Raw genomic sequence first — 25,040 nt, forward strand, 5'->3', positions numbered from 1 at the left:
GGTGGCGCACTCTCTCTAAAGGGACTGAGACCCCTCGATGATGGAGACAATCGCAAACTACAGCCCGAACTTACTCTAGCTAACGCTGAAGCATTTTTTCGGGAATCAGCTTCTGCCGAGACCCTTAAGCGAGACGGCGTCGTAGTTCATACCCAATCAGCAATGCGAGAGGAACCCAGAGGCCAAGCCAGAAATGCGGATTTACCCGGTGAATGATCTCGTGGCCATCAAACGACAACATCACGATACCGCCGAAGAACATCGATATACCAAACGCTAGTCCGGCGATACGTTCCCGACTCGTCATCCCCACTTGGTGAACAGCCTCTCGGATAGCAACTAGCACCAAGAGTGCCCAAGCGAGTGCCCCCCAAATACCGGCTACCAGCGTCGACATCAGCCAGATGCTGTGTGGGCTGTAATACGTTCGGCCATCACCGCCCATGACGGCACGATCCAGGATGAGCCCCTCGCCGTACCAGGGGTTCTGCATGATGCGATCGACAACGGCCAACCAGACAGTAAAGCGATTAGCATCCGCACGTTCGATAAAGCTTCGGAACCCAAAATCCATGACGTGAGTTACGACTACAAACGCCCCCACCCCGAAGACGAGCCCCAACAGCACCTTCCAGTAGCGAAAATATGCAAGCTGGACGACCGCCCCGACCGAGAATCCGAGCAGTAGCGCACGGCTTTGCGCAAGAAGAATAAACGCCACCCCAACCGCAACGCCGACCCAGCCCAGAATCCGCAGATATCCCTTGTCTCGATTCAAGGCGACGGCCAATCCGACTAGCGCCACCAGCAAGAAGCCGACGGAACCGCGATTCGGACTGTCGCGGTAAAAGACCATGTTGTTCAGTCGCGTCGAGGGAAACGGATGATCCGCGTAGTAAACCCCGATGGAATACACGAGAACAACCGCCGCTATGGGTATCAATACCAGAACCAGGCGATCGAACCAGTCGTCGCGGGTCGCTACAACCCAGGCTGTCGCCGAGACAAAAATGAGGGTCAGAAGCGCATAACGGACCTTGTCATAAACTTCGTCGGCGTCGACCAGACTTGGGTCACTCCACAACATCGAGGCCGAGAGCACTCCGACCCACAGGATCAGAAACTGGAAGACGCGAGAAGAAAGAAGGAGGCCCCAGTCCTGCCACCTCATGGCCAGCAGGAACGGCAACACTATCAGGAGGTACAGAACATCGCGATGAAAGCGGGTACTCCAGGCGGCAAGAAACCCCGCAAGGAATATAGCCAGCGCCCAGCCGAGCCACCGGGAATCCCTGACCCCGGCGCGGAACCGGGCAAAAGACCAGAATCCGCGCACCCGGAAGAATGCGCCTGCATTCACGGCATCAGCCTCGGCCGATCAGCGGACTTCTGCGCTCATCGATCAAGAGCCGCATTGGTTTGCAGCTCCTGCACCCAAGCCTCGTCAAATAATGAGTCACGTCGGGTCTCGAGCTTCTGCTGGTTCCGGCGATGGGTCTTCTCGGGGGAGACAGCAGCAGTGCCATGCCCAAGGTGGACGATGCGCGGCATCATGGTACGCACTGGAACAACTTTAGTCGGGTACCCCTTGTCCCAGAGCTGGGCGGAAATCGAGTAGCCACCACTCTGGTCGTAGAAACCCTTTTTGCCCTCAACACTGCGGAAAGTGAGCCCCTCGTCCAGCAGAATCTGGCGGCGATACATCGCACAGAAGTCCTTGGGATAGTGACCCTGCTTCCACACGTAGCGCTTCTTGCGCAGCCCAAGAGCGTACTTGATGTTGCTACGGATCACATGAAAGACACGCTTCTGGAACTCGTAGACGGGGTTCTTCAGCTCCAGCTTCCATGTGCCCACGCCACCAAGACGGGGATCATCCCCCATCGCCTTCAGGTATTCGTCCAGCCAGTCCTCGCGCTTTACAAACAGGTCCGTATGCATCGTGACCAGAAACTCGCCTGTGGCCTCTTTCAACGCGATATCGTGCGAGGTCCAGACGTTGTGCGGGAAATTGAACAGCCCCTCTTCCGGTCGCTCGATCAAGCGGATCCATTCCAGCGAACGCAGGTACTCCAGGCTTTCGTCTTTCGAACCATTGTCGATGACGATGACCTCCACATCCTTGCCGCGCGTGTTCTTGCGGATCGAACGCAGGCACGGCTGCAGCAGAGGCAGGACCTGCCAGTGAGGAATCGAGATGCTGATACGACCGGGAACAATGGTATGGCTCGACATAAACTACTCCGGATAGGCTGCGCACAAGCGCCCACATCAGGGGACATGGCAGGTCAGGCGCGCATGCTACCATGCGGCCAGTATCGCGTCCCTGATCCTGGGACGGATCCGGACGTCTGTTATCATGCGCACCATCTCGGCTTACTGACCCGGCTTGCGCTCCGCTTGCCCAGGTGCGCCGCACATCAATGCAGTGTCGCCAAGCCTAGCACCTAGCCTGCCAAGGAACCCAGATGGGCGCCCGCTCGATCGACCAGAACCCGAACCACCCGACCGCTGGCAAGTCCTGGCACCTTTACAAACGCATCTTTGCGTTCATCAAGCCCTACTGGCGCCTGGGCTTCCTGGCGATCACAGCGATGATCCTGGCCGCCGCCGGTCAGGCCGCGTTCGCCTGGATTATCCAGCCACTCGTTGACGGCACCTTTATCGAGCAAGACGCCGGCGCTCGCCTGTGGGTACCGGCTGCCCTGATCGGGATTTTCCTCTTTCACGGCTTGACCACCTTCGCTTCGGATTACAGCGTCGCCTGGATCGGGCGCAAGGTAGTGAAAGACATCCGCCAAGCGGTGTTCGAACATTATCTCCGATTGCCATCTTCGTTTTTCGACCGGCACTCCCCCGGCACCCTGCTGGCCAAGCTCACGTACAACGTGACGCAGATCAGTTCGGCCGCATCCAAGGCCATCGTCGTCCTGATTCGGGACAGCTTCACCGTCTTGTTTCTTCTGGCCTACATGACCTACCTCAGCGGTTGGCTCGTGCTCATCGTCTTCACCGTGGCGCCTATCGTCGGCCTGGTAATTACGGGCGCCAACCACAAATTCCGGAAGATCAGCCGCCGCATGCAGCAGTCAACCGGGGATTACGCGCAAATCGCTGAAGACGGGATTCGAGGCCAGACGGAGGTCAAGATCTTCGGCGCGATGGACTATGAAGCCCGACGCTTTGGTGATACCAACGAGCGGTTTCACCGCCAGGCCATGCGCCATAAGGCCGTACAGGCCGCCGCCCAGCCGTTATCGCAATTCGGAGCCATCATTGCCCTGGCCCTCATCGTCTACCTCGCAACCATGGACTTGGTACTCGAGACGATTTCGCCTGGAGGGATGGTCTCGTTTGTCGTCGCCATGCTCCTGCTGCTACCCCCACTCAAGCGCATCGTGGGCGTCAATGCCGAGATCCAGAAAGCACTGGCCGCAGGCGAGAGTGTATTCGAGGTCCTGGACACCCCTCCGGAGGCAGATAACGGCAAGCGCCCCCTGCACCGCGCCACGGGGCTGATCGAATTCGATCACGTAGGGTTCCAGTACCCGACGAGCCACCAACGAGTACTCCAGGATATCAACCTGGTCATCCAACCAGGCCAGACCGTTGCCCTAGTAGGCCGCTCAGGCAGCGGCAAGACAACGCTGGCTCGGCTCTTGCCCCGCTTCTACGAGATCGACGAAGGTGAAATCCGCCTGGACGGACACCCAATTCAGGAATACCGCCTTCAGGATCTCCGTTCCCAAATAGCCGTCGTCAGCCAGCACGTGGTCCTGTTCAACGACACACTGGCACACAACATCGCCTATGGGATGAAAGAACCACCCTCGGAAGACCAGCTCCGAGAAGCGGCGCGAGCGGCCAATGCGCTCGATTTCATCGACAAGCTCCCGAATGGCTTTGACACGGTCGTTGGTGAAAACGGCATCATGCTGTCCGGCGGGCAACGCCAGCGTGTCGCCATTGCGCGAGCGCTCCTGAAAAACGCACCCATTCTGATCCTTGACGAGGCCACGTCGGCGCTGGACTCCGAGTCGGAGCAAAAGATCCAGCTCGCACTGGAGACTCTCATGCGCGATCGCACCACTCTTGTGATCGCTCACCGCCTCTCGACTATTGAAGATGCCGATTGCATCGTGGTCGTAGATTCCGGACGCATCACCGAAGCCGGCACCCACGCCGAGCTTCTGGGCCGCAATGGTGCATACGCTGCATTGCACAAGGTCCAGTTCGAAGACGGAAAAGAGGGGCCCCGGTGAAGAAACATCAGCGCGGAACGTCACCTGATCCCTGCGACACACCAAGGGCCCGGATGCCCCTGATATACTGAGCGGCTCTGCCATCAACTCCCACTTGATGCCATCCCCGTGAGCGCTCACCTGGCACTTTTTTCCAACTGGGGCCACAGGCTCGGCGTAGGCCTGCTATGGCTTATCGCTCGTCTGCCCGCGCCGCTCGTGCTGCGTCTGGGCGAGACGCTCGGGCCTGTTACCTATATTTTGGCCCGCCAGCGACGACTGATCATCCGTCGCAACCTCGAACTGTGCTTCCCTGAACTGGAGGCCCGCGAACGCGAGGCCCTGGTACGCTCCAACTTCCGTTATACCGGTCGCGGCTTTGCCGAACTGGCGCTGGCATGGTTCGGCGGACCACGTGTAGACAACATCCCGCTGCGCGTCCGCGGACTGGAGCATCTGGAGGAGGCACAGGCCGACGGGTCGCCTGTAATCCTGCTCTCGGGTCATTTCACGCCAATCGAGATCGCCGGCCGCCTGCTGAGTCGGCAAATCGACATGGCCGTGATCTACAAGCCCATGGATCGCCGGCCCCAGGCGGATGCCACCATGAGGCAGGGAAGGGCCAGGATCGGGCCCGTACTGTCCAAAGATGACCTGCGCGGCATCGTGCGCACCCTTCGTGATGGTCGACCCGTTTGGTACGCGGGCGATCAGAACTATCGCAGCCGACAGAACGTCTTTGCTCCGTTCTTCGGCATCCCGGCCGCCACCGTGACCGGACTCCCGCGTCTTGCGCGAATGAGCAAGGCACGTGTCGTGCCGCTTTTCTATCACGCCCTGCCCGGACACGAGGGCTACGAAGTGGTGCTCGGGCCGAAGCTGGAGAACTATCCCTCCGGAGACGATGAGGCGGACGCCGCACGTATGAACCAGATTATCGAGCAGGCCGTACGCGAACACCCGGAGCAGTACTTTTGGGCACACCGCCGTTTCAAGAGCCAACCGGACCCCGAGGTAGACATGTACCCCGGCGTCAAGGATCACCGCCGAGCCCGTCGCTCCGGGCGCCGCAAGTCTCACAAGTGAGCCGCAGCGACCATGCCCCGCGTACTACCCCTGACCAGCCCGCCCGAGTCCCTGTGCATCCTGCGCTTCTCGGCGCTGGGCGACGTGACTCACATGACACCGGTGGTCCGCACCCTGCAACACGAATGGCCGGACACCCGGCTGACTTGGGTCGTCGGGCGCGCTGAGCACGCTCTGGTAGGTGATATCCCGGATGTGGAGTTTCGGATCTTCGACAAGACGGCCGGCTGGGCCGGTTACCGCGAACTCTGGCGGCAACTGCGCGGCGAGCGCTTCGACGTGCTGCTGCACAACCAGTTCGCCATGCGCGCCAATATCGCCAGCCTGGGCATTCGGGCTGACCTGCGCCTGGGCTATGACCGCGCCCGTTCGCGCGATCTGCATGGTCTGTTCATCAACGCGCGCATCCCGCCGCACCCCGGTCAGCATGTAATCGACATTTATTTCAGCTTCATCGAGACACTGGGGATCCGCCGTCGCCACATGGTCTGGGACATTCCCGTACCGGAGGACGCCACAGCGCGCGCCCGCGACGAGATTCCCGACGACACCCCGACGCTGGTGATCAGCCCCTGCTCCAGTCACCCCCTGCGCAACTGGACCGCCGAGGGCTGCGCGCAGGTGGCCGACCACGCGTTTCGAACACACGGCCTGCAGGTACTGATTACCGGGGGGCCTTCCGAACTGGAGCGCCAAATGGGCGAGGCCACCCTGAAGCACAGCCAGTTCTCTCACCGGAGCCTGGTCGGGGCCACATCGATCAAGGAGATGCTGGCCATCCTCGGCCGCGCGACCGCCGTGGTCAGCCCGGATTCGGGCCCAGCCCACATGGCGAACGCGATGGGTACCCCAGTGATCGGCCTGTACGCCTGCACCAACCCGGGCCGTGCACGCCCCTACTACAGCGGACCGTGGTGCGTGGATCGTTACGATGAGGCCGCCCGACGGGAACTGGGCAAACCGGCCAGCGCGATCCGCTGGGGCACCAAGATCGAGCGACCCGGTGTAATGGAGCTGATCCGGCCCGAAGACGCAATCGAACGCCTGGATGCATTGATGGCAGCGGGCGCGCCCCGCGCCCGGCCGCCGATGGCCGCGGCTCAGTCGCCCGAGGACGCGCCCGCCTCATAACCGGCACGCAGGGCCACAAAGCAGGCACCGGTGTAGACCCAGCGGCTGCGAATCCGCAGGCGCTTCTCCAGGTCGCGGCGCAGCCGCTGCAGATTGGCCTCGCGCCAGTCCGGGTCCGTTCCGGCTCGATGCCGCCCACGATCCCAGTCGATGACGCTGACCCGTCCATCCGAGGCGATTAGGATGTTGCGGCTGTTCAAGTCCGGATGCCAGTGCCCGGCATCGTGGAAGCGCCGGATGCAGGCGCCCACCGCCCGCCACGTGGTATCCGAAACCCCGGCCTCGCCAAGGTTCTCATCCAGTGAACGCGCCCCCGGTACCCGCACCGTAATCAGATCGGCCGCATACAGCGGCCCGGAACGCACCACGCGCCCGGCCACCGGGCGCGGCACAGGCAGTCCTTCACCATACAGCCGGGCCGTGTAGCTCCACTCGCGCCAGGGACGGGTCTCGGCAAGACCCTGCCACAGGTAACGATCGCCCAGAATGCGCGCAACAGTCCCGCCACGCATGTAGTGGCGCAGCACCCATTGCTCGTCGGGATCGAAAGGGCTGCGGAAGAACGCCACACTGCCACGGCCACCGCCGCGGCCCGTCACCAGACCTCGACGCTCCAGCTCGCCGAAATCGAACCACCAGGATTCCGGGACGGCGGGCAGGGCCGCATCATGCAGCACGCGGACCCGCCCGCGACGCCAGTGGCGGGCTTCCACGCTCAGGCAGCCCGGCCGGCGGCCTCCAGCACCCCCCAGGGGGAACGCTCGGGCATATGACAGGCCTCGGGACGCACGTAGAAGGTGGCCACCAGCGCGTGCTGGCCGGACAGCGCCGCATGACTGACCTGGTCGGTCAGCACGCACCAGCTGTAATACGGCTCGAAGCTCAGTTCCGTACCACGCCCCGGGGCATTCTGGAACTCGTCGCTGTCCTTCATCCAGTTGTGCATGCGCCGCATCGCGCGATCGTAGGGCGAGGTATCACCGACCACTTCGAGCTGCGGAAGGTTAAGGGCCGACAGTGCACGCAGACTGCCCGTCCATGCGCGCTCCGCCAGCCCCTGGCGCAAGCGCGGTGGAGGGGCAATGCCGGCGGCGGCGCCGAACTGGCGATAGAGTTCGCCGAACTCCTCGGCCACCCGCCAGATGCGCGCCTCTTCCGGATTGATGTTGGTAAAGAAGCGCAACGGCCGCCATCCGTGAGTGGCTCCGGCCGGGAAGGCGTCCACATGCAAAAGTTCGTTGTTGGAGTGCCGCTTGATCACCCGGCCCTTCTCCTGCACCGGACGGAAGTTGATCTTGCGCGGGCTCCAGCCGCTGGTGAATTCCGGTAGCAGATGCCCCAGGAAGCCCTCCACCCGCTGGCCGTACTCGCGCAGGATACGGCGCACGCGCGCGCCTGCGTCGCCCTCATTCTTCAGGCCGCTGATAAAGTCTCCATGCGGGTGATAGCTGATGTTCTTCAGACTGAGCAGCCGCCCGACCTCGTCGCGCAGAAAGGCCAGGTCCTGCTCATCCGGCAGCGGCAGGCGTCCCGGCTCGAACAACAACACGTGCCCCTCCTCCAGCGAGCGCTCCAGGCGATCACCGGGGGTTTCATACTCGTCCGCGCGAACGCGATGCAGGGGCTGGCCACTCATGCTACTTCTCCGGAATCAATCGGCCTGATCGGCCGCGACCGCATCGAGGTAGGCGTGCACACCGTCCTCGATATCGTGAAATTCCAGGTCGCAGCCGGCCGCACGCAGCTGCGACAGATCGGCCTGGGTATAGCTCTGGTAGCGGCCCTTCAGGTGATCCGGGAACGGGATGTACTCGATCTCGCCGCGGCCGAACCAGTCGATCGTCGCACGCGCCATGTCGTTGAAGGTCCGCGCGCGACCGGTCCCGCAATTGTAGATCCCGTTGACCTCCGGATGTTCCAGCAACCACAGCTTCAGGTTCACGCAGTCACGCACATCAACGAAGTCGCGGCGCTGTTCGCCATCGGCGTAACCATCACAGCCCTCGAACAGCCGGACCGTATTGCCCTCGCGCAGCTGGTTGCTGAAGTGATGGATCACGCTCGCCATCCCGCCCTTGTAGCCCTCGCGCGGGCCGTAGACATTGAAATAGCGCAGCCCCACCACCTGGGCGGTCAGCTGATCCATGTGCCGGCGCAAATACTGGTCGAATGCGAGCTTGGAATAACCGTATGCATTCAGCGGGCGCTCGTGAGTCGGGTCCTCGCGGAAGGTGTCGTTACCGCCGTACACCGCGGCCGACGAGGCATAAATAAACGGGATACGTCGATCCTGGCACCAGTGGAACAGCTCGCGGGTGTAGGCGAAGTTGTTACGCATGATGTAGCGCCCGTCCCACTCGGTCGTCGCCGAACAGGCGCCCATGTGGAACACAGCCTCCACTGGCCCCAGGTGGGCATCGCCATCGACCAGGTCGCGGAAATCTTCCTTGTCGTGATAGTCGGCGATGATGCAGTCGGTCAGGTTCAGCGCCTTCTGCCCATGGGTCAGGTTGTCGACCACAATGATGTCGGTGCGACCCCGACGGTTGAGCTCCTTGACCAGATTGCTGCCGATGAATCCGGCACCGCCGGTAACAATAATCACGGGGACAACTCCTGAAAAAAGCTGGGGATGCGCCGCATTGTACGCGGCGCACGAAAGACGGGGAAAGCGTGGTGAGGGACGCCGGGTGTCAGGGCTCCGAGGGCTTGCGCATGCGTTCGATCATCGACGAGGTCGAGCAACCATCGAGGAAGTCGAGGATCTCCACGCGTCCGCCGTGTGCCACCACCGCATCGTGCCCGGCGATGTCCTTCGGGCGGTAGTCCCCGCCCTTCACCAGCCGATCGGGAAGGACCTCTCCGATCAGGCGCGCCGGGGTGTCTTCGGAGAACGGCACGACCCAGTCCACCGAGGCGAGCCCGGCGAGGACCGCCATGCGCTGCTCGACGGGGTTCACCGGACGCCCCTCTCCCTTCAGGCGGCGTACCGAGTCATCGTCGTTGACCGCCACAATCAGGCGGTCGCCCAGACTGCGAGCACGCTCCAGATAGGCGACATGCCCGGCATGCAGCAGGTCGAAACAGCCGTTGGTCATCACGATGCGTTCACCATGTACGCGAGCATCCGCCACGGCGTGCAGCAGCTCATCCTCGGTCAGCACCCCACGCCCGGTCTGCTCCTGATCCTGCAGGGCACGGCGCAGTTCCGCTACGCTGACTGTCGCGGTACCCAGCTTGGCCACCACGATACCGGCAGCAATATTGGCCAGGGCCATCGCCTGAGGCAGTTCCAGGCCGGTTGCCAGTCCGGCCGCCAGCGTCGCAATCACGGTATCGCCGGCCCCCGTTACATCGAACACCTCCCGTGCCCGGGCCCCCAGGTGCACTGGCACGGCGCCCGGACGAATCAGGCTCATGCCGTCTTCGCCCCGCGTCACCAGCAGCCCTTCGATCCCACAGTCCCGGGCAAGTGCCTCGCCTCGCGCGACCAGTTCGGTCTCGTCGGCGCAGCGCCCCACCACCGCCTCGAATTCGGTCAGATTGGGGGTGATCAGCGTCGCCCCACTATAGAGCGAGAAATCACGGCCCTTTGGATCGACCAGCACGGGGACTCCGGCGGCGCGGGCGGCCTGAATCAGGGGTTGGGGATCGCGCAGCGCGCCCTTGGCGTAGTCGGACAGGACGACGGCGCCGCAGTTGGCCAGCAGGGGCTCGACCTGTGGCAGCAGGTCGGCGGCGCGGGTGCCGGGGAAACCGTCCTCGAAGTCGAGGCGGATCAGCTGCTGGTGGCGGCTGATTACGCGCAGTTTGGTGATGGTGGCCGCCCCGGGCTGGCGGCGGAAGTGGCAGGCCACTCCCGCGCCCTCGAGCAGACCGGACAGTTCGGCGGCGGCCTCGTCCTCGCCGGTCACACCGACCAGATCGGCGTGACCACCCAGGGCGGCAAGGTTCAGTGCGACGTTGCCGGCCCCGCCCGGGCGCTGCTCGATCTCGCTCACGTGGACCACCGGGACTGGGGCCTCGGGCGAGATACGATCGGTGCCGCCGTGCCAGTAGCGATCCAGCATCAGGTCGCCGACCACCAGCACACGGGCCTGATCAAACGGGGGCAGGGAGAGCTTCATCGGATGCGTGCGCGGGAACGCCCGGGGCGGGCACGATTCACCCCGGCGCAGATGCCAGGGCGCGGGCCCACGATGATCAGGCGTCGTCCTTCAGGATAAACTGGGTGCCGCAGTAGGGGCACTGGTAGCGGCCGTCCGGGGTCTCGTCGATCGGCAGGTAGACGCGCGGGTGCGAGGCCCATAGCGCCATTTTCGGCGTCGGGCAGTGCAGCGGCAGGTCTTTCTTGGTGACCGTGATCTCCGGCTGCGCGTTCGCGGTCTCGTACTGGTCCTGGTGATGAGCGGTATCGGGATTGACCATGGTTTTCGTCTCGCGTGTCAGAGGTAGGTCAGCCAGCCGTCGTGCTGACGGTCGCGGCCCTGTACGACATCAAAATAGCGCGATTGCAGGCGTTCGGTAATCGGCCCGCGGGTGCCGGAGCCGATCGGGCGGTCGTCGACCTCGCGGATCGGGGTCACCTCGGCGGCGGTACCGGTGAAGAAGGCCTCGTCCGCGATGTAGACCTCGTCGCGGGTGATGCGCTTCTCCACCACGCGCAGGCCTTCCTCCTCGGCCAGCGCGATCACCGTGCGGCGGGTAATGCCGTCCAGCGCGGAGGTCAGGTCCGGGGTGACCAGCACGCCATCGCGGACCAGGAAGATGTTCTCGCCACTGCCCTCGGCCACGTAGCCCTCGGTATCCAGCAGCATGGCCTCGTCGTAGCCGCAGCGGGTCGCCTCCTGCAGGGCCAGCATCGAGTTCATGTAGTTGCCGTTGGCCTTGGCCTTGCACATGGTCACGTTCACGTGGTGCCGGCTGTAGGACGAGGTGCGGATGCGGATGCCCTTCTCCATGCCCTCGTCGCCCAGATAGGCGCCCCAGTGCCAGGCCGCGACCATCGCGTGCACATTGAGGTTGTCCGCGCGCAGGCCCATGCCCTCGGAACCGAGGAAGCACATCGGGCGCAGGTAGGCGCTCTCCAGGCCGTTGTCGCGGACCGACGCGATCTGTGCCTCGTTCAGGTCGTCGGCCGAGTACGGGATGGTCATGCCGAGGATCTTGGCGGAGTTGAACAGGCGCCGGGTGTGGTCCTGCAGGCGAAAGATCGCCGGGCCGCGCTCGGTCTTGTAGGCGCGCACGCCCTCGAACACGCCCATGCCGTAATGCAGGGTGTGGGTCAGCACGTGGGTCTGCGCCTCGCGCCAGGGCACCATCTGCCCGTCCAGCCAGATCACCCCGTCGCGGTCGGCCATCGACATGTCTTGTATCCCTCTAGGCGTTCTTGTTGGCGACCGGATCCGGCGCGCCGAACAGGTCATTCCAAGTTTCGATTATGCGGTCGCGCACCGCCAGCAGCTCGTCGTCCGGCTCCTCGACCCGGGCCTCCCGGCCCGCCAACGTCAGGCGATGGATGCGGTTGCGCAAATCCCGATAGGCATCCGCCAGCACCTCGCTCAGGTCCTCGCCGATCACGCCCTCGCGCCCGAGGGTCTCCAGCGTGCGGATCTTGTCCGGCCAGTTGCAGACGGCGGGATGGTCGTGGGCGGATACCAAAACCCAGTATTGAACCATGAATTCGATATCAGTGATACCGCCCCGATCGCGCTTGAGATGGAAGCCCTGGCCCTTTTTCGAGGCGTGCTCGGCCAGCATGCGCTGGCGCATCTCGACGACCTCCGCCCGCAGGGCATCGGTGTCGCGTTCGCGGGTCAGCACCTCGCGGCGCAGGGCATCGAACCGCTTGCCCAGCTCAGGATCACCGGCGACGAAGCGGGCGCGCACCAGTGCCTGATGTTCCCAGGTCCAGGCGGATTCGTCCTGATAACGCCGGAAGGCCTGCAGCCCGCTGACCAGCAGACCGGAGGTGCCGCTCGGGCGCAGCCGCGTATCCACCTCGTACAGCCTGCCGGCCGCGGTAAAGGCCCCCAGCAGATGGACCACGCGCTGCGCGACCCGGGCAAAGAACTCGGTGTTGTCGATCACCTTCGGCCCGGCGGTCTGCGCGTCCTCGCCCTCGGAATCATGCAGGAATACGACGTCCAGATCGGAGCCATATCCGAGCTCGAAGCCGCCCAGCTTGCCGTAGCCGATCACCGCGAAGCGCGCCGGGCGCAGGTCGTCGCCCTCGCCGCAGCGCGGCGCGCCGTGACGCTCGACCAGCTTGTCCCAGGCGAGCTTGAGCACACGCTCGAGCATCACCTCCGCCAGCCAGGTCAGGTGGTCGGAGACCTTCATCAACGGCAGAAAGCCCATGATGTCGGCCGCCGCCACGCGCAGCGTCTGCACCTGCTTGAACTGGCGCAGGCGGTCCAGCATCTGCTCGTGATCCTCACCCGGGAACTGCGCGAGCTCCGCCTCCAGTTCCTCGCGCATCCCGTCCCGGTCCGGCGGGGCATACAGGGCACGCGGGTCGAGCAACTCGTCCAGCAGGACGGGGAAGCGCGTCAGCTGCTCGCTGATCCAGGGGCTGGCCGCGACCAGCTTGACCAGCTGCGACAGCGCCAGCGGATTCTCGACCAGCAGCGACAGATACACCGAGCGGCGGGCGATGGTACGTACCATCTGAAGGGCGCGGGGCAGCACTGCGTCCGGGGCATCCATCTCGGCCAGGGCCCCGATCAGCAGCGGCATCAGACGATCCAGCCGTTGGCGTCCCGTGGTGCTCATCGCGCGCACGCCGGGGCTCTCGCGCAAATCCACGAGCCCCTCCAGGGCCGCTCCGGGGTCGTCGAAGCCGAGGGAGGACAAGGCCTCCCGTGCCACATCGTCATCCAGCGAGCCTTGCCACAGGCGATGCAACTGCTGTTCGCGGTCCGCCTCGGGCGAGCTGTCCATGGACTCGGCATCGTCGCGCTGCGGGGCGGTAAACACCTGTTCGAAGTGCGCATGCACCCGGCGCTGCTCGCGCACCAGCGCCGCCTCGAAGGTCACCTCGCTGTCGAATCCCAGCGACAGGGCCAGGCGGGTCCGGTCGCCGGCAGAGCGCGGCAGACGGTGGGTCTGCTGATCGTTGAGCATCTGCAGGCGGTTCTCGACCCGGCGCAGAAAGCGATAACTGCGCTCCAGCTGGTCGACCGCGTAGCCCGGCAACAGGTCGCGCGCTCGCAGCACCTCCATCACGCCCAGCAGGTCCCGCCGTTGCAGGGCCTGGTCGCGCCCGCCGCGAATCAACTGGAACGACTGGGCGATGAACTCGATCTCGCGGATCCCGCCCTCGCCATGCTTGACGTCCTCGTAGCGCCCGCGCCGGGCGGACTCGTCGTTGATCATCTGCTTGAGTTCGCGCAGGTTCGCGAGCGTGCCGTAGTCCAGATAGCGGCGGTAGATGAACGGACGCAGACGCTTCATCAGCGCATCCCCCGCGGCCGCATCGCCCGCCAGCGGACGCGCCTTGATCAGGGCGTAGCGCTCCCACTCGCGGCCATGCGCCTGGTAGTAGTCCTCCATCGCATCGAAGTGCATTACCAGCGGGCCCGAGTCGCCGAACGGGCGCAGGCGCATGTCCACGCGATAGCAAAAACCGTCGGCGGTCACCTCGGACAGCGCCGCGATCAGGGCACGCCCCAGCTTCTGAAAGTACGCACCGTTATCCAGGACCCGCTCGCCATCAGTCTCGCCGGACTGGGCGTAGGCGAAGATCAGGTCGATATCGGAGGAAAAATTCAGCTCACCACCACCGAGCTTCCCGAGCCCCAGCACGACCAGCGACTGAGGTGCGCCGTCGGCCCCACGCGGCTGCCCGTGGCGACCCTGGTAGTGGCGGTCGAGCCAGTCCAGCGCGCCCTGGATCAGGCCCTGGGCAAGACGACTGAGGTCATGCATGACCTCGTCCAGGTCCGCGCGCCCTTCCAGGTCCCGCCAGGCGATGCGGATCATCTCGCGATGGCGCACCTCCCGCAGCGCGTGCTTCAGCGGCCCCTCGCCCTCGGCCTTCTCCAGCGCGGCGCCCAGCATCGCGGCAAAGGCGTCGTCATCCCGCGCGGGCACCCGCCCCTTGTCATCCAGGGTGTCGAGCAGATAGTCCGGATGCCGACCCACCGTCTGGGCGAGGTAATGGCTGAAGGCCAGCGGGCTGGCCGACTGACCCGACAGGCTGCCGGGCCAGTCGGCCTTTTCGCCAAGGTCCTGCAATAGGTGCTCGACCTCCTCGTCCAGGAAGGGGGGCAGGGCTTCGGGGGTATCAGGCAGGGGCTTGTCCATGGGCCAAGCTTAGGGAAACACCGGCCGACGTGCATGCCACCCCCTTGGAAAGGTGCAAAGCCCCAACTCGGCAGCAGAAAATCGTTGACAAGGATGAGAACACAAATAACAATCGTTCTCGTCTAATTTGATCAATGGAAGATTCAGTATGCCGTTTCGCCCCCTTTCCTGGCTGGTGATGGCCGCCGCGGCCGTGGCCGTCTCCATGCCCCTGGTCGGCTGCAGCCCGGCCGACGAAGATGAAGTGAACCTCTACTCGGCGCGGCAGGAGAATCTGATCCAGCCGCTACTCGAGCAGTTCACCGAGGAGACCGGGATCAAGGTGAACCTGGTCACCGGCAGCGCAGACAGCCTGCTGCAACGCCTGCGCCATGAGGGACGCAACTCACCCGCGGACGTGCTGATCACCGTGGACGCCGGGCGCCTGCACCACGCCCAGCAGGCGGGTGTGCTGCAGGCTGTGGAATCCGACACGCTGGCCGAGAACATCCCCGAGCGCTATCGCGATCCCGAAGGCGAGTGGTACGGCCTGTCGCTGCGCGCGCGCCCAATCCTCTATCACAAGGACCGGGTCGATCCGGATGACCTGTCCACCTACGAGGCCCTGACCGACGAGCAATGGGAAGGTCGTATCTGCATCCGCTCGTCCGACAACGTCTACAACCAGTCGCTGGTGGCCGCGATGATCGCGACCGAGGGCGCGGAGGCCGCCGAGGCCTGGGCCGCCGGCATCGTGAACAACATGGCGCGCCGGCCGCAGGGCGGCGACCGGGACCAGATTCGCGCGGTGGCCGACGGGGTTTGTGATGTTGCCATCGCCAACACGTACTACCTGGGGCTGATGCTGGACGGCGATGGCAGCGACCGCGATGTCGCCGAACAGATCGGCGTCTTCTGGCCCAACCAGGACGACCGCGGCACACACGTGAACATCAGTGGTGCGGGCGTAACGGCACATGCCCCGAACCGCGACAACGCCATCCGCCTGATCGAGTTTCTGACCTCGCAGGAGGCGCAACAGTGGTACGCCGAAGCCAACCAGGAATACCCGATCCGGGATGACGTGCCGGCCAGCGAGATCCTGCAGGGCTTTGGCGAGTTCAAGTCCGACGACATCGAGCTGCACCTGCTGGGCGACAACAATAGCGAGGCGGTGCGAATCATGGACCGCGTACGCTGGCGCTGATGCCCCTCGGGTCCACGCGTTTCGCAAGCCCCCGGCTCCGTCCGGGGGCTTACTGTTTCTGCGAAGCCTTTAATGGAGGAGCGGTCTTGGTGGTATTCGAAACAAGAACCTTTATTATTCGCACTCCATGAGCGCCCAGCCCTCCAACCCAGCCCTGCCCGCTACGCGAACCATTTCTCGGGGCCGGCCGCGACTGTCGTTCAGTCTGTGGTCGGTCGTGGCGATTACGGTGGCGCTGGTGCTCGCACTGCCGGTGCTGGTGATCTTCGGGCACGTGTTCATCCCCGCGGGCGAGGTCTGGGAACACCTGCGCCAGACGGTACTGGCCGATTACGTCACCAACTCCCTGGCCCTGCTGGTCGGTGTCGGCATCGGGGTGCTGCTGATCGGCGTCCCGGTCGCCTGGCTGGTGAGCATGTGCGAGTTCCCCGGACGCAGCATCTTTCAGTGGGCGCTGATGCTGCCGCTGGCGATGCCGGCCTATATCATCGCCTACACCTATACCGGCATGCTGGACTTCTCCGGGCCGGTGCAGAGCCTGATCCGCGACCTGACCGGGCTGGGCTACGGGGAGTACTTCTTCCCCGAGATCCGCTCGCTCGGCGGGGCGATGGTCATGCTGATGCTGGTGCTCTATCCGTATGTGTACCTGCTCAGTCGCGCGGCCTTTCTCGAACAATCGGTCTGTGTGCTGGAGGTCTCGCGCACGCTCGGTCAGGGGCCATTCGGCGGATTTCGTCGCGTGGCCCTGCCGCTGGCCCGCCCGGCGATCATCGCCGGGCTGACGCTTGCGCTGATGGAGGTGCTCGCGGACTACGGTACGGTCGCCTACTTCGGCATCAGCACCTTTACCACCGGCGTGTTCCGCACCTGGTACGGGCTGGGCGACCCAGCCGCCGCCGCGCAGCTCTCGGCGGTGCTGCTGACTTTCGTTTTCATACTCATCGTGCTGGAGCGCTGGTCGCGCGCAAAGGCCCGCTTCCACCACACCAGCCGCCGCTACTCCACCCTGCCGCGCTATCGCCTGCAGGGCTGGAAGGCCGCAGCGGCGTTCACCGCCTGCCTGCTACCGGTGGTGCTCGGGTTCCTGCTGCCCGCTGCCCAGCTCACGATCTGGGCGGCACAAACCACCGACCACTGGATGAACGCCCGCTTCGCCGAGCTGGTGTTCAACACCTTCTGGCTGGCGGTGGCCGCTGCCGTGATCGCAGTAGTCCTGGCCCTGGTTCTGGCCTACGCCAAGCGCATGCAAGGCGGGACCTTTACCAACCTCGCCGTGCGCGTAGCGGGCATGGGCTACGCGATCCCCGGCACGGTGATCGCGATTGGCGTGATGATCCCGTTCGCCGCCTTCGACAACGCCTTGGACGGCTTCATGCGCGACACCTTCGGGCTGTCGACCGGGCTGCTGCTGTCCGGCACCGTGTTCGCTCTGCTGTTCGCCTACGCGGTGCGCTTTCTCGCGGTCTCGCTGCAGACCGTGGAGGCGGGGCTGGGCAAGATCCAGCCAAGCATGGACGACGCCGCCCGTTCGCTCGGCATGCGTCCCCTGCAGACCCTGACCCGCGTACACCTGCCGATCATGCGCGGCACCCTGCTGACGGCACTGTTGCTGGTCTTTGTCGATGTACTCAAGGAGCTGCCTGCGACGCTGATCCTGCGCCCGTTCGATTTCAACACCCTCGCGGTGCGCGCCTTCGAGCTGGCCGGCGACGAACGGCTGGCGGAATCCTCCAGTGCCGCACTGGCCATCGTGCTGGTCGGGCTGGTTCCCGTTATCCTGCTGTCGATGACCATCGGTCGCTCGCGACCCGGTCAGGGCGCACCCGACCAGCGCCCGGACACCGAGGCCGACGCGCCACAGAAACCGCTCCCCATGCCCGCCGGTACGACCTGACATGACACAAGCCGCTACTTCCAACGCCGCCATCCAGGTCACCCATACGCCACTGCTGGAACTGGATGGCATCGACATCGGCTATGACGGCAAGGCTGTGGTGCACGGGGTCTCGCTGGCCCTGCCCGAGGGGCAGATCGGCTGCCTGCTGGGCCCCTCCGGCTGCGGCAAGACCACCCTGCTGCGCGCGATTGCGGGCTTCGAACCGGTGATGCGCGGGGCCATTCATCTGGGCGGGCGGGCCGTCAGCGAGCCCGGACACACGGTGCCCCCGGAACGCCGTGGCGTCGGCATGGTGTTCCAGGATTTCGCGCTGTTTCCGCACCTGAGTGTCGCCGACAACATCGCCTTCGGCATCCGCGACTGGAGCCGCGATGCACGTACCGATCGCGTTCAGACACTGCTGAAGCTCGTCGGCCTGTCCGGATACGGCGAGTCCTATCCGCACGCCCTGTCCGGCGGCCAGCAGCAGCGCATCGCACTGGCGCGCGCCCTGGCGCCGAAACCCGCGCTCCTGCTGCTGGACGAGCCCTTCTCCAGCATGGACGTGGAGCTGCGCGGTGACCTGGCCCGCGAGGTGCGGCGCATCCTGCGTGCGGAGCACACCACCGCGATCCTGGTGACCCATGACCAGCACGAGGCCTTCGCCTTTGCTGACCGCATCGCGGTGATCCACCAGGGCCGCATTGCGCAATGGGATACCGCCTATAACCTGTACCACCGCCCGGCCGACCGCTTTGTCGCGGACTTTGTCGGCGAGGGCACACTGATCCCCGGCATGGTATGCACCGAGGACCAGGTCGACACGGCCTTTGGCGAGATCCAGGGTTCGATGTCCGAGCAGCTCCCGCCGGGCACTGCGGTGGACGTGCTGGTACGCCCGGACGATATCGCCATCGACAACGAACAGGGCACGGTGCAAACCGAGATCCTGGACAAGGCCTTCCGCGGGGCTGACTTCCTCTACACCCTGAGGCTCCCCGACGGGATCAGCGTGCTGTGCATCGCACCCAGCCACGACAACTTCGTGATCGGCGAGCATGTGCGCCTGCGCCTGGACTTCACCCATCTGGTGGTGTTCTCGCGCGGGAGCGGAGTGGACTGCCCGAGCGTCTGAACCCAGGGGAGACACGGACGTGATCCTTGTCGGGAACTCACGTCCGCGGCAAGACACTGATAGGGACGCCCCCTTTTCCCAAAGCCCTGCGGCTTCCCGCTATCATCGATCCATGACCCTTCTTCCTCGCCCGCATCCATTTTCCCTGCTGCATGCGCATGCGGTTCGGCGGATGAGATGGATCGGGATTCTGCTGGCGCTGCTGGCATTCCCCCTGGCGGCCGACGAGGACAATGGCCCGGTACCGGGCCTGGTGCTGGAGGGCGGCACGGAGCTCCAGCGCGAGAACATTCGCAACAGCCTCAACCTGGCGCGTCAGCCCTGCGACCTGCCCGGCTTTCGCGAGCGCCGCCTGCTACGCGATATGGAGGAGCGAGCCCGCAATGCCCTGCGCGCCGTCGGCCACTACGATGCCGAACTGGACCTGAGTCTGGAACGCGACAACGACGGCTGCTGGGACCTGCACCTGACGTTCGATCCCGGCCCTCCGACCACAGTGGAAACCGTCGACATCCAGGTCACCGGCGAGGGGGTCGGCGATCTCGCGTTCGAGGCCGTACTCAGCCAGACCGACATCCAGGAAGGCGATGTCCTGCGCCATGACCGCTACGACACCCTGCGCAATCGCATGACGCGGATTGCGGCGGATCGCGGCTATTTCGACGCGGACCTGCACACCCGCCGCCTGGAGGTCGACCGCGATAACCGCACCGCGACCATCCGCCTGCACATGGACACCGGGGAGCGATACCGCATCGGCCGGGTCACGCTGGACCAGGACATCCTGGCGCCAGAGTTCGTCGAGCGCATGATCCCTTTCGAGGAGGGCGACCCCTACAGCTCCTCGCAGATCATCGCGCTGCAGCGAAACCTGAATGACTCGGGGTACTTTTCCGGCGTACGGGTACGCCCCCTGCGTGACGAGGCCGAGGACCGCCACGTCCCGATCGTGGCCGAGTTCGAGCCTCGTCGGCGGCACAGCTACGAGGCCGGCATCGGCTACTCCACCGATATCGGCCCGCGCCTGCGCTTTCGTTTCGAGAACCGCTATGCCAACAAGCGCGGTCACCGCTATCACGCGGAGCTGGAGGCCTCCCCGGTACGCTCCGGTGTGGGCTTCAACTACGCGATCCCGCTGCGTGACCCGCTGCGCGAGCAGCTGAACCTGTTCACGACCTACCGCACCGAGGACACCGATTCCCAGCAGTCGGACCGCTTCCAGATCGGGGCCAACCGCGTGCTGCAGCGAACCGGCGGCTGGCAAACCACCGAGGGCCTGCGCTACGAGTACGAGGACTACACCGTCGGCGAAGAGACGGATCGCAGCCGCCTGCTGATCCCGTCTTACCGCATCGGCCGCATGGAGGCGGACGACCCGATGACCCCACGCCGCGGCTACCGCTTCGACATCACCGTGCAGGGGGCCCAGGAAGAGCTGCTATCCAGCACCTCGTTCGCTCAGGTGCTGGCCAGCGGCAAAGTCGTACGCGCCATCGGCCCGGGACGGGTCCTGGCCCGCGCCGATGCCGGATTCACCGAGGTGGATTCGGTCCACGAGCTACCCAGTTCCCTGCGCTTTTTCGCCGGCGGGGACGCCAGCATCCGCGGCTACGGCTACCAGAAGGTCGGCCCGACCAACGAGGACGGCGACGTGATCGGCGGGCGCCACAAGGTGGTCGGCAGCCTGGAGTACGACATCCCGGTTCGCGGCAACTGGAGCGCCGCCGCCTTTGTGGATGCAGGCAACGTCGTCAACGAATGGACCGAGTTCGACCCGGTCTACGGCGTCGGCGTGGGCGTGCGCTGGCGTTCGCCCGTGGGACCGATCCGCGTCGACTTCGCCCACGGCCCGGATTCCGATGACGACTTCCGCATCCACTTCTCCATGGGGCCGGACCTGTGAGGCGCCTGGGCAAGACACTGCTGTGGCTGATCGGCGGGGTCCTGCTGCTCCTGGTCCTGGTGATCGGGAGTTTGGTCGCCCTGCTCGCCTCCGAGAGCGGCACGCGCTGGCTGGTCGAACAGGCAGAGCAGCACGCCCCAGTGGATCTGCGCATCGAACGCGTGGAGGGCACGCTGTTCACCGAGCTCGCAATCCACGGTCTCTACCTGTCCCGGCCGGACGGCCCCCGCATCGAACTGGACGAGGGCCGCCTGGGCATCGACGCCCGCGCCGGCCTGCGCGGTGAGCTGCGGATCCCGGTTGTACATGCGACCGGGCTGCTGATCGACCTGCCACCCGAGGCGATCGATGACGACGAAGAGCCCTTCGAACTACCCGATGCGATCCGCCTCCCATTGGCCGTGCAGCTGGAGGATGTCCTGCTGAGCGACCTGCGGGTCTACCGCGAAGGCGAGCCGCTGGTCACCATCACGCAGATCGCGGCCCAGGCCCGCGCCAGCGGCGCCCTGATCGAACTCCAGCACCTCGACCTGGACATGCCGGAGATCCAGGCACGATTACAGGCGCGGGTCGAGACTGAAGGTGGCTACGCGGTGAACGCCGAGGGCACCTGGACCGCGCCCCTGCCGGACGCCGTGGCCGAAGGCCTCGACACCAACGAGGCACAGGGGCGGCTGGAGCTGGACGGACACCTGCGTGAGCGCCTGCGGCTGCATCACGCCCTGAGCGCCGGCATGGATCTGACCCTGCAGGCCGAGGTGGTCAATGTGCTGGAGGACCCGCGCTTCGACATCGAGGCCACCTGGACCCCGTTCGCCTACCGTCTCGCCCCGGACCAGACCGCGCATCTCGCCATGGGACGGCTGCGTGCTTCCGGCGAGCCCGACGACTGGTCGCTGGGCCTGGATGGCGGCGCCCGGCTGGACGACATGCCGGCAGTCGAACTCGTGCTACAGGCCCATGGTGATTTGTCCATGGCCGAGATCGAGTCACTGAGGCTGGATTCCGAGGCCGGACGCCTGGCGCTCGCCGGACCCATCCGCTTCGACGAGGTCCTCGACTGGGACCTGCAACTGGCGCTCGACGACCTCGACCCCGCCCCCCTGGGTCTGGAAATGGACGCCGGCCTGGAACGCCTGCGGGCCACCCTGCGGGGCCGCCTCCCGCTGGACAGCGAACAGATACCGCTCGCGGCCCTGGAAGCCGCGATCGACATCGACGAGCTGCGAGGCCACTTCGAGGACCACGCCCTGACCGGACAGCTGGGCCTGACGCTCGCGGACGGTACGGCCCGCCTGCGCGAGAGCGAACTCAAGGTCGACGAAGACACCCTGACGGCCGCCCTCAGTGGACAGGTCGCGGGGCTGGGCGGGGACCTGTCCGATCCGGGGCACGCGCTGGATCTCGAAATGGATCTGGCACTGACCGCACCGGATCTCGCGCGCCTGCAGGAAGAGTTGGAAGGTCACCTGGATCAGCTGCGCATCGCCGTGTCCGGCCGCTATACCCCCGCCTCGGGACAGCTCCAGGCCCAGCTGCGCCTGGACCCCCTGCGGGCTGAAAGTCATGGCATTGGCGTGACCGGCGACGGGCGCGTGGACCTGACCGAGAGCGGCGCCCGGATCGATCGCCTGCGCCTGGCGATGGACGACGGCGGGCGCCTGGATCTGGCGGGAGACGTGGGCTGGGCCGAGGGTCTCGACTGGGACCTCGCACTGCAGGCCGAGGCATTGGACCCGGCCATCATCACACCCGAGGCACCCGGCCGCCTCGACCTGACACTCAGCACCCGCGGCGGGCAGGCCGAGGACGGCGTACTGCATCTGCAGGCCGAACTGGAGCGCCTGACCGGCACCCTGCGCGAGCAGCCGGTCGAAGGGCGCGGCAGAGCCGAGCTGGAAGGCGATGCCCTGACGGTCGAACAACTGGAGCTGGCGCTCGGCGCCAACACCCTGAGCGCACAGGGCCGCTGGACCGAGGTGCTGGATTTCCGCCTGCGGGTAGATGCCCCGGAACTGCAGCAGCTATGGCCCGACCTTGCGGGACAACTGAACCTGGATGCGCACGTCACGGGGTCTCCCGAGGCGCCACAGGTAGCGGCCGAAGGCGACGGTGCCGGCCTCCGGCTGGGGGATATCGCGCTGGCGCGGCTGCAGCTGAACGCCGAGGCCGGGCTCGCGGAAGACACCCCCGCCCGGCTGGACCTGCGGCTGGAGGACCTGGAACCGGCCACCGGGATCCACCTGGCCGACGTGCACCTGAGGACCTCGGGGACCGTCGACGACCATCGCCTGGATCTGGACGTGGATGGCCGGGAACTGGGTACGCTGGCACTGGCGATGGCGGGGGGCTTCGACCTCGACGCCACGCACTGGAGCGGCCGGCTGACCCGCCTGGACCTGACGCAACCCCAGGCGGGCGACTGGTCGTTGCCGTCCCCGGTCGGCCTGGAAGGCGGCCCGGAGTCCGCAGACCTCGAGCGTCTGTGCCTGGCCCGGGAAGGCGGGCGCATCTGCGCCGAAGGTCGCTGGCAGGAGGCGACAGGCGGAGACTTCAGTGCACTCCTGGAGAACCTGGAGCTTGGCTGGCTGGAGCCCCTGTTGCCGCCTGAACTGGGCATCGAGGGGCAGATCAATGCCGAGGCCAGCGGCCGCCTGGATGAGCAGGGGCGCATCGACGCGGATCTGGCCGTACGCCCGACGGATGGGCGCCTGATGGTGCGCGACGAGGATGGCGAGTTGCAGGATGTGCCCTACCGGGATGTCCATCTCGATGCGCGGGTACGCGACCGCGACGTGGATGTCGATTTTCGACTCGGCTTTCTCGATGGCGGTATCGCACGGGCGACACTCGAACTACGTCCCGACGGCGACGATACGCGCATCGATGGCGATTTCGAGGCCCGCCTCGATGATCTGTCCTGGATTGCGGCGGCAAGCCCCGACATTCAGCGCCTTCGCGGCGTGCTCGATGCCCGGCTGACCTTCGGCGGACGCCTGGATGCCCCGCTGGTCGAGGGCGCTGTGCGCTTTAGCGACGGGGGTGTGCTGATCCCGGATGCCGGGATCGACATCCTGATCCCCGAGGTCAACGCCAATGTCGTCTCCGCCGAGGAGATGACCCTGGACGGGCGGCTGGAGTCAGGCGATGGCGCCATCGACCTCGCGGGTCGCGTGGATCTGGGGGACGATGGACCACGTGCCGAGATGCAGCTGCGTGGAGAAGACTTCCTCGCCGTGAATCGGGTGGACGCCGAGGCGACGATCACACCGGACCTGGAGCTGGTGTTCACCCCCGAGGATGGCATCCGCGTGCGCGGGGAGGTGCTGCTGCCCTGGGCACGGATCCGTCCGCCGGACCTGCCCCCGGGCGCGATCCGCGTCTCCGGAGACGAGATCATCCTGGGTGAGGAACTGGAAGAGGCGCAGGCGCTGAAGACGGATATCCGCATCCGTATCCGCCTGGGTGACGACGTGCGCTTTGACGGCCACGGGCTAACTGCCCGCTTTGCCGGCGAGGTGGATGTCGAGGAGATTGCCGGGCGCCCCACCCAGCTGTTCGGGGAGATTCGCATCCCCGAGGGGCGCTTCAATGCTTACGGACAGGATCTGCGAGTCGACCGCGGCATCCTGCTGTTCCAGGGGCCTGCGGAAACACCGGAACTGGACCTGCGCGCCGTGCGCACGGTACGCGAGTACAACGTAACGGTGGGCCTCGAGATCGGCGGGACCCCGGACAACCTGCGCTCGAGGGTGTTCTCGGAACCCGCGATGGACGAGACCGAAGCCATGGCCTTCCTGCTGACCGGACGGCCACTCTCGGGGGCGTCGGAGTCGGACGGCAACATGATCGCGTCGGCGGCCGCGGCCTACGGCCTCGAACAAAGCGCGCTGATCACCCAGCGGATCGGGACGGAACTGGGGCTGGACGAGGTTACGATTGATACTGAAGGCGGTATCGAGGAGAGCGCCCTGACCCTGGGGCTGTATCTGTCCCCGCGCCTGCTGCTGCGCTACTCGGTGGGCTTGTTCGACAATACCTCGCGGGTGTTGCTGAGCTACGAGCTCAGCCGGCGGCTGACACTGGAGACCTCCTCCGGCACCACCGAGCAGACCGTAGACCTGATCTACCGGATCGAACGCTAAGCCCGAACCAGGCTCCGGGGCCTGTCA

The 25,040-nt window shown here is 65.4% G+C and carries 17 protein-coding genes; 8 read left to right on the forward strand and 9 right to left on the reverse strand.

The features are described from left to right. Window positions 1-124: 124 nt before the first annotated feature. Window positions 125-1,360: an O-antigen ligase gene (locus F791_RS0104065; protein WP_018993483.1), complete on the reverse strand. Its 1,236-nt coding sequence runs from the start codon at window positions 1,358-1,360 to the stop codon at window positions 125-127. Window positions 1,361-1,395: 35 nt separating this feature from the next. Next, window positions 1,396-2,235, reverse strand: a complete 840-nt coding sequence (locus tag F791_RS0104070; RefSeq protein WP_018993482.1) for a glycosyltransferase — start codon at window positions 2,233-2,235, stop codon at window positions 1,396-1,398. 233 nt (window positions 2,236-2,468) lie between these two features. Between F791_RS0104070 and msbA the strand changes: the two genes are divergently transcribed. The 3 genes from msbA (at window position 2,469) to F791_RS0104085 (ending at window position 6,458) form a co-directional block, all read left to right on the forward strand. Then, complete coding sequence (gene msbA / locus F791_RS0104075; RefSeq protein ID WP_019592211.1) at window positions 2,469-4,262, forward strand: lipid A export permease/ATP-binding protein MsbA; 1,794 nt, start codon at window positions 2,469-2,471, stop codon at window positions 4,260-4,262. Window positions 4,263-4,364: 102 nt separating this feature from the next. Further along, window positions 4,365-5,327 carry a lipid A biosynthesis acyltransferase gene (locus F791_RS0104080; protein WP_026296409.1) on the forward strand — a complete coding sequence of 321 codons (963 nt, stop codon included), beginning with the start codon at window positions 4,365-4,367 and terminating at the stop codon, window positions 5,325-5,327. Between the two features lie 12 nt (window positions 5,328-5,339). After that, window positions 5,340-6,458: a glycosyltransferase family 9 protein gene (locus tag F791_RS0104085; RefSeq protein ID WP_018993479.1), complete on the forward strand. Its 1,119-nt coding sequence runs from the start codon at window positions 5,340-5,342 to the stop codon at window positions 6,456-6,458. Here the strand turns inward: F791_RS0104085 and F791_RS0104090 are convergent. From F791_RS0104090 to glnE, 7 genes are all read right to left on the reverse strand, one after another. Then, complete coding sequence (locus F791_RS0104090) at window positions 6,428-7,171, reverse strand: 3-deoxy-D-manno-octulosonic acid kinase (RefSeq protein ID WP_018993478.1); 744 nt, start codon at window positions 7,169-7,171, stop codon at window positions 6,428-6,430. The two genes, F791_RS0104085 and F791_RS0104090, sit on opposite strands and share 31 nt — an antisense overlap. Before the next feature lie 2 nt (window positions 7,172-7,173). Then, window positions 7,174-8,094, reverse strand: coding sequence for a Kdo hydroxylase family protein (locus F791_RS0104095; protein ID WP_018993477.1), 921 nt, complete (start codon window positions 8,092-8,094; stop codon window positions 7,174-7,176). Between the two features lie 15 nt (window positions 8,095-8,109). Further along, window positions 8,110-9,063, reverse strand: coding sequence for an ADP-glyceromanno-heptose 6-epimerase (gene rfaD / locus F791_RS0104100; RefSeq protein ID WP_018993476.1), 954 nt, complete (start codon window positions 9,061-9,063; stop codon window positions 8,110-8,112). Window positions 9,064-9,151: 88 nt separating this feature from the next. After that, on the reverse strand, window positions 9,152-10,585 hold the full coding sequence (gene hldE / locus F791_RS0104105; protein ID WP_018993475.1) for a bifunctional D-glycero-beta-D-manno-heptose-7-phosphate kinase/D-glycero-beta-D-manno-heptose 1-phosphate adenylyltransferase HldE: 1,434 nt from the start codon (window positions 10,583-10,585) through the stop codon (window positions 9,152-9,154). Window positions 10,586-10,661: 76 nt separating this feature from the next. Further along, window positions 10,662-10,886 carry a zinc-finger domain-containing protein gene (locus F791_RS0104110; RefSeq protein WP_018137983.1) on the reverse strand — a complete coding sequence of 75 codons (225 nt, stop codon included), beginning with the start codon at window positions 10,884-10,886 and terminating at the stop codon, window positions 10,662-10,664. A gap of 17 nt (window positions 10,887-10,903) precedes the next feature. Then, window positions 10,904-11,824: a branched-chain amino acid transaminase gene (locus F791_RS0104115; RefSeq protein ID WP_019592212.1), complete on the reverse strand. Its 921-nt coding sequence runs from the start codon at window positions 11,822-11,824 to the stop codon at window positions 10,904-10,906. Window positions 11,825-11,837: 13 nt separating this feature from the next. Beyond that, entirely contained in the window at window positions 11,838-14,765 is a 2,928-nt protein-coding gene (glnE, locus tag F791_RS0104120) for a bifunctional [glutamate--ammonia ligase]-adenylyl-L-tyrosine phosphorylase/[glutamate--ammonia-ligase] adenylyltransferase (RefSeq protein WP_018139067.1), read from the reverse strand. A 148-nt stretch (window positions 14,766-14,913) separates the two neighbouring features. On the opposite strand from glnE, the gene F791_RS0104125 reads away from it, so the two are divergent. The 5 genes from F791_RS0104125 (at window position 14,914) to F791_RS0104145 (ending at window position 25,013) form a co-directional block, all read left to right on the forward strand. After that, window positions 14,914-15,951, forward strand: a complete 1,038-nt coding sequence (locus tag F791_RS0104125) for a Fe(3+) ABC transporter substrate-binding protein (RefSeq protein WP_018993472.1) — start codon at window positions 14,914-14,916, stop codon at window positions 15,949-15,951. A gap of 217 nt (window positions 15,952-16,168) precedes the next feature. Continuing rightward, window positions 16,169-17,848, forward strand: a complete 1,680-nt coding sequence (locus F791_RS0104130; RefSeq protein ID WP_018649234.1) for an iron ABC transporter permease — start codon at window positions 16,169-16,171, stop codon at window positions 17,846-17,848. Window position 17,849: 1 nt separating this feature from the next. Continuing rightward, a complete protein-coding gene (locus tag F791_RS0104135; protein ID WP_018139064.1) occupies window positions 17,850-18,965 on the forward strand; it encodes an ABC transporter ATP-binding protein in 1,116 nt (371 codons plus the stop codon). A 172-nt stretch (window positions 18,966-19,137) separates the two neighbouring features. Next, window positions 19,138-20,868 carry an autotransporter assembly complex family protein gene (locus F791_RS0104140; RefSeq protein WP_019592213.1) on the forward strand — a complete coding sequence of 577 codons (1,731 nt, stop codon included), beginning with the start codon at window positions 19,138-19,140 and terminating at the stop codon, window positions 20,866-20,868. Next, a complete protein-coding gene (locus F791_RS0104145) occupies window positions 20,865-25,013 on the forward strand; it encodes a translocation/assembly module TamB domain-containing protein (protein ID WP_019592214.1) in 4,149 nt (1,382 codons plus the stop codon). The genes F791_RS0104140 and F791_RS0104145 overlap by 4 nt, the downstream gene beginning before the upstream one ends. The last annotated feature ends 27 nt before the right edge of the window (window positions 25,014-25,040 follow it).

The organism is Thioalkalivibrio sp. ALRh, assembly GCF_000381425.1.
Classification (GTDB): domain Bacteria; phylum Pseudomonadota; class Gammaproteobacteria; order Ectothiorhodospirales; family Ectothiorhodospiraceae; genus Thioalkalivibrio.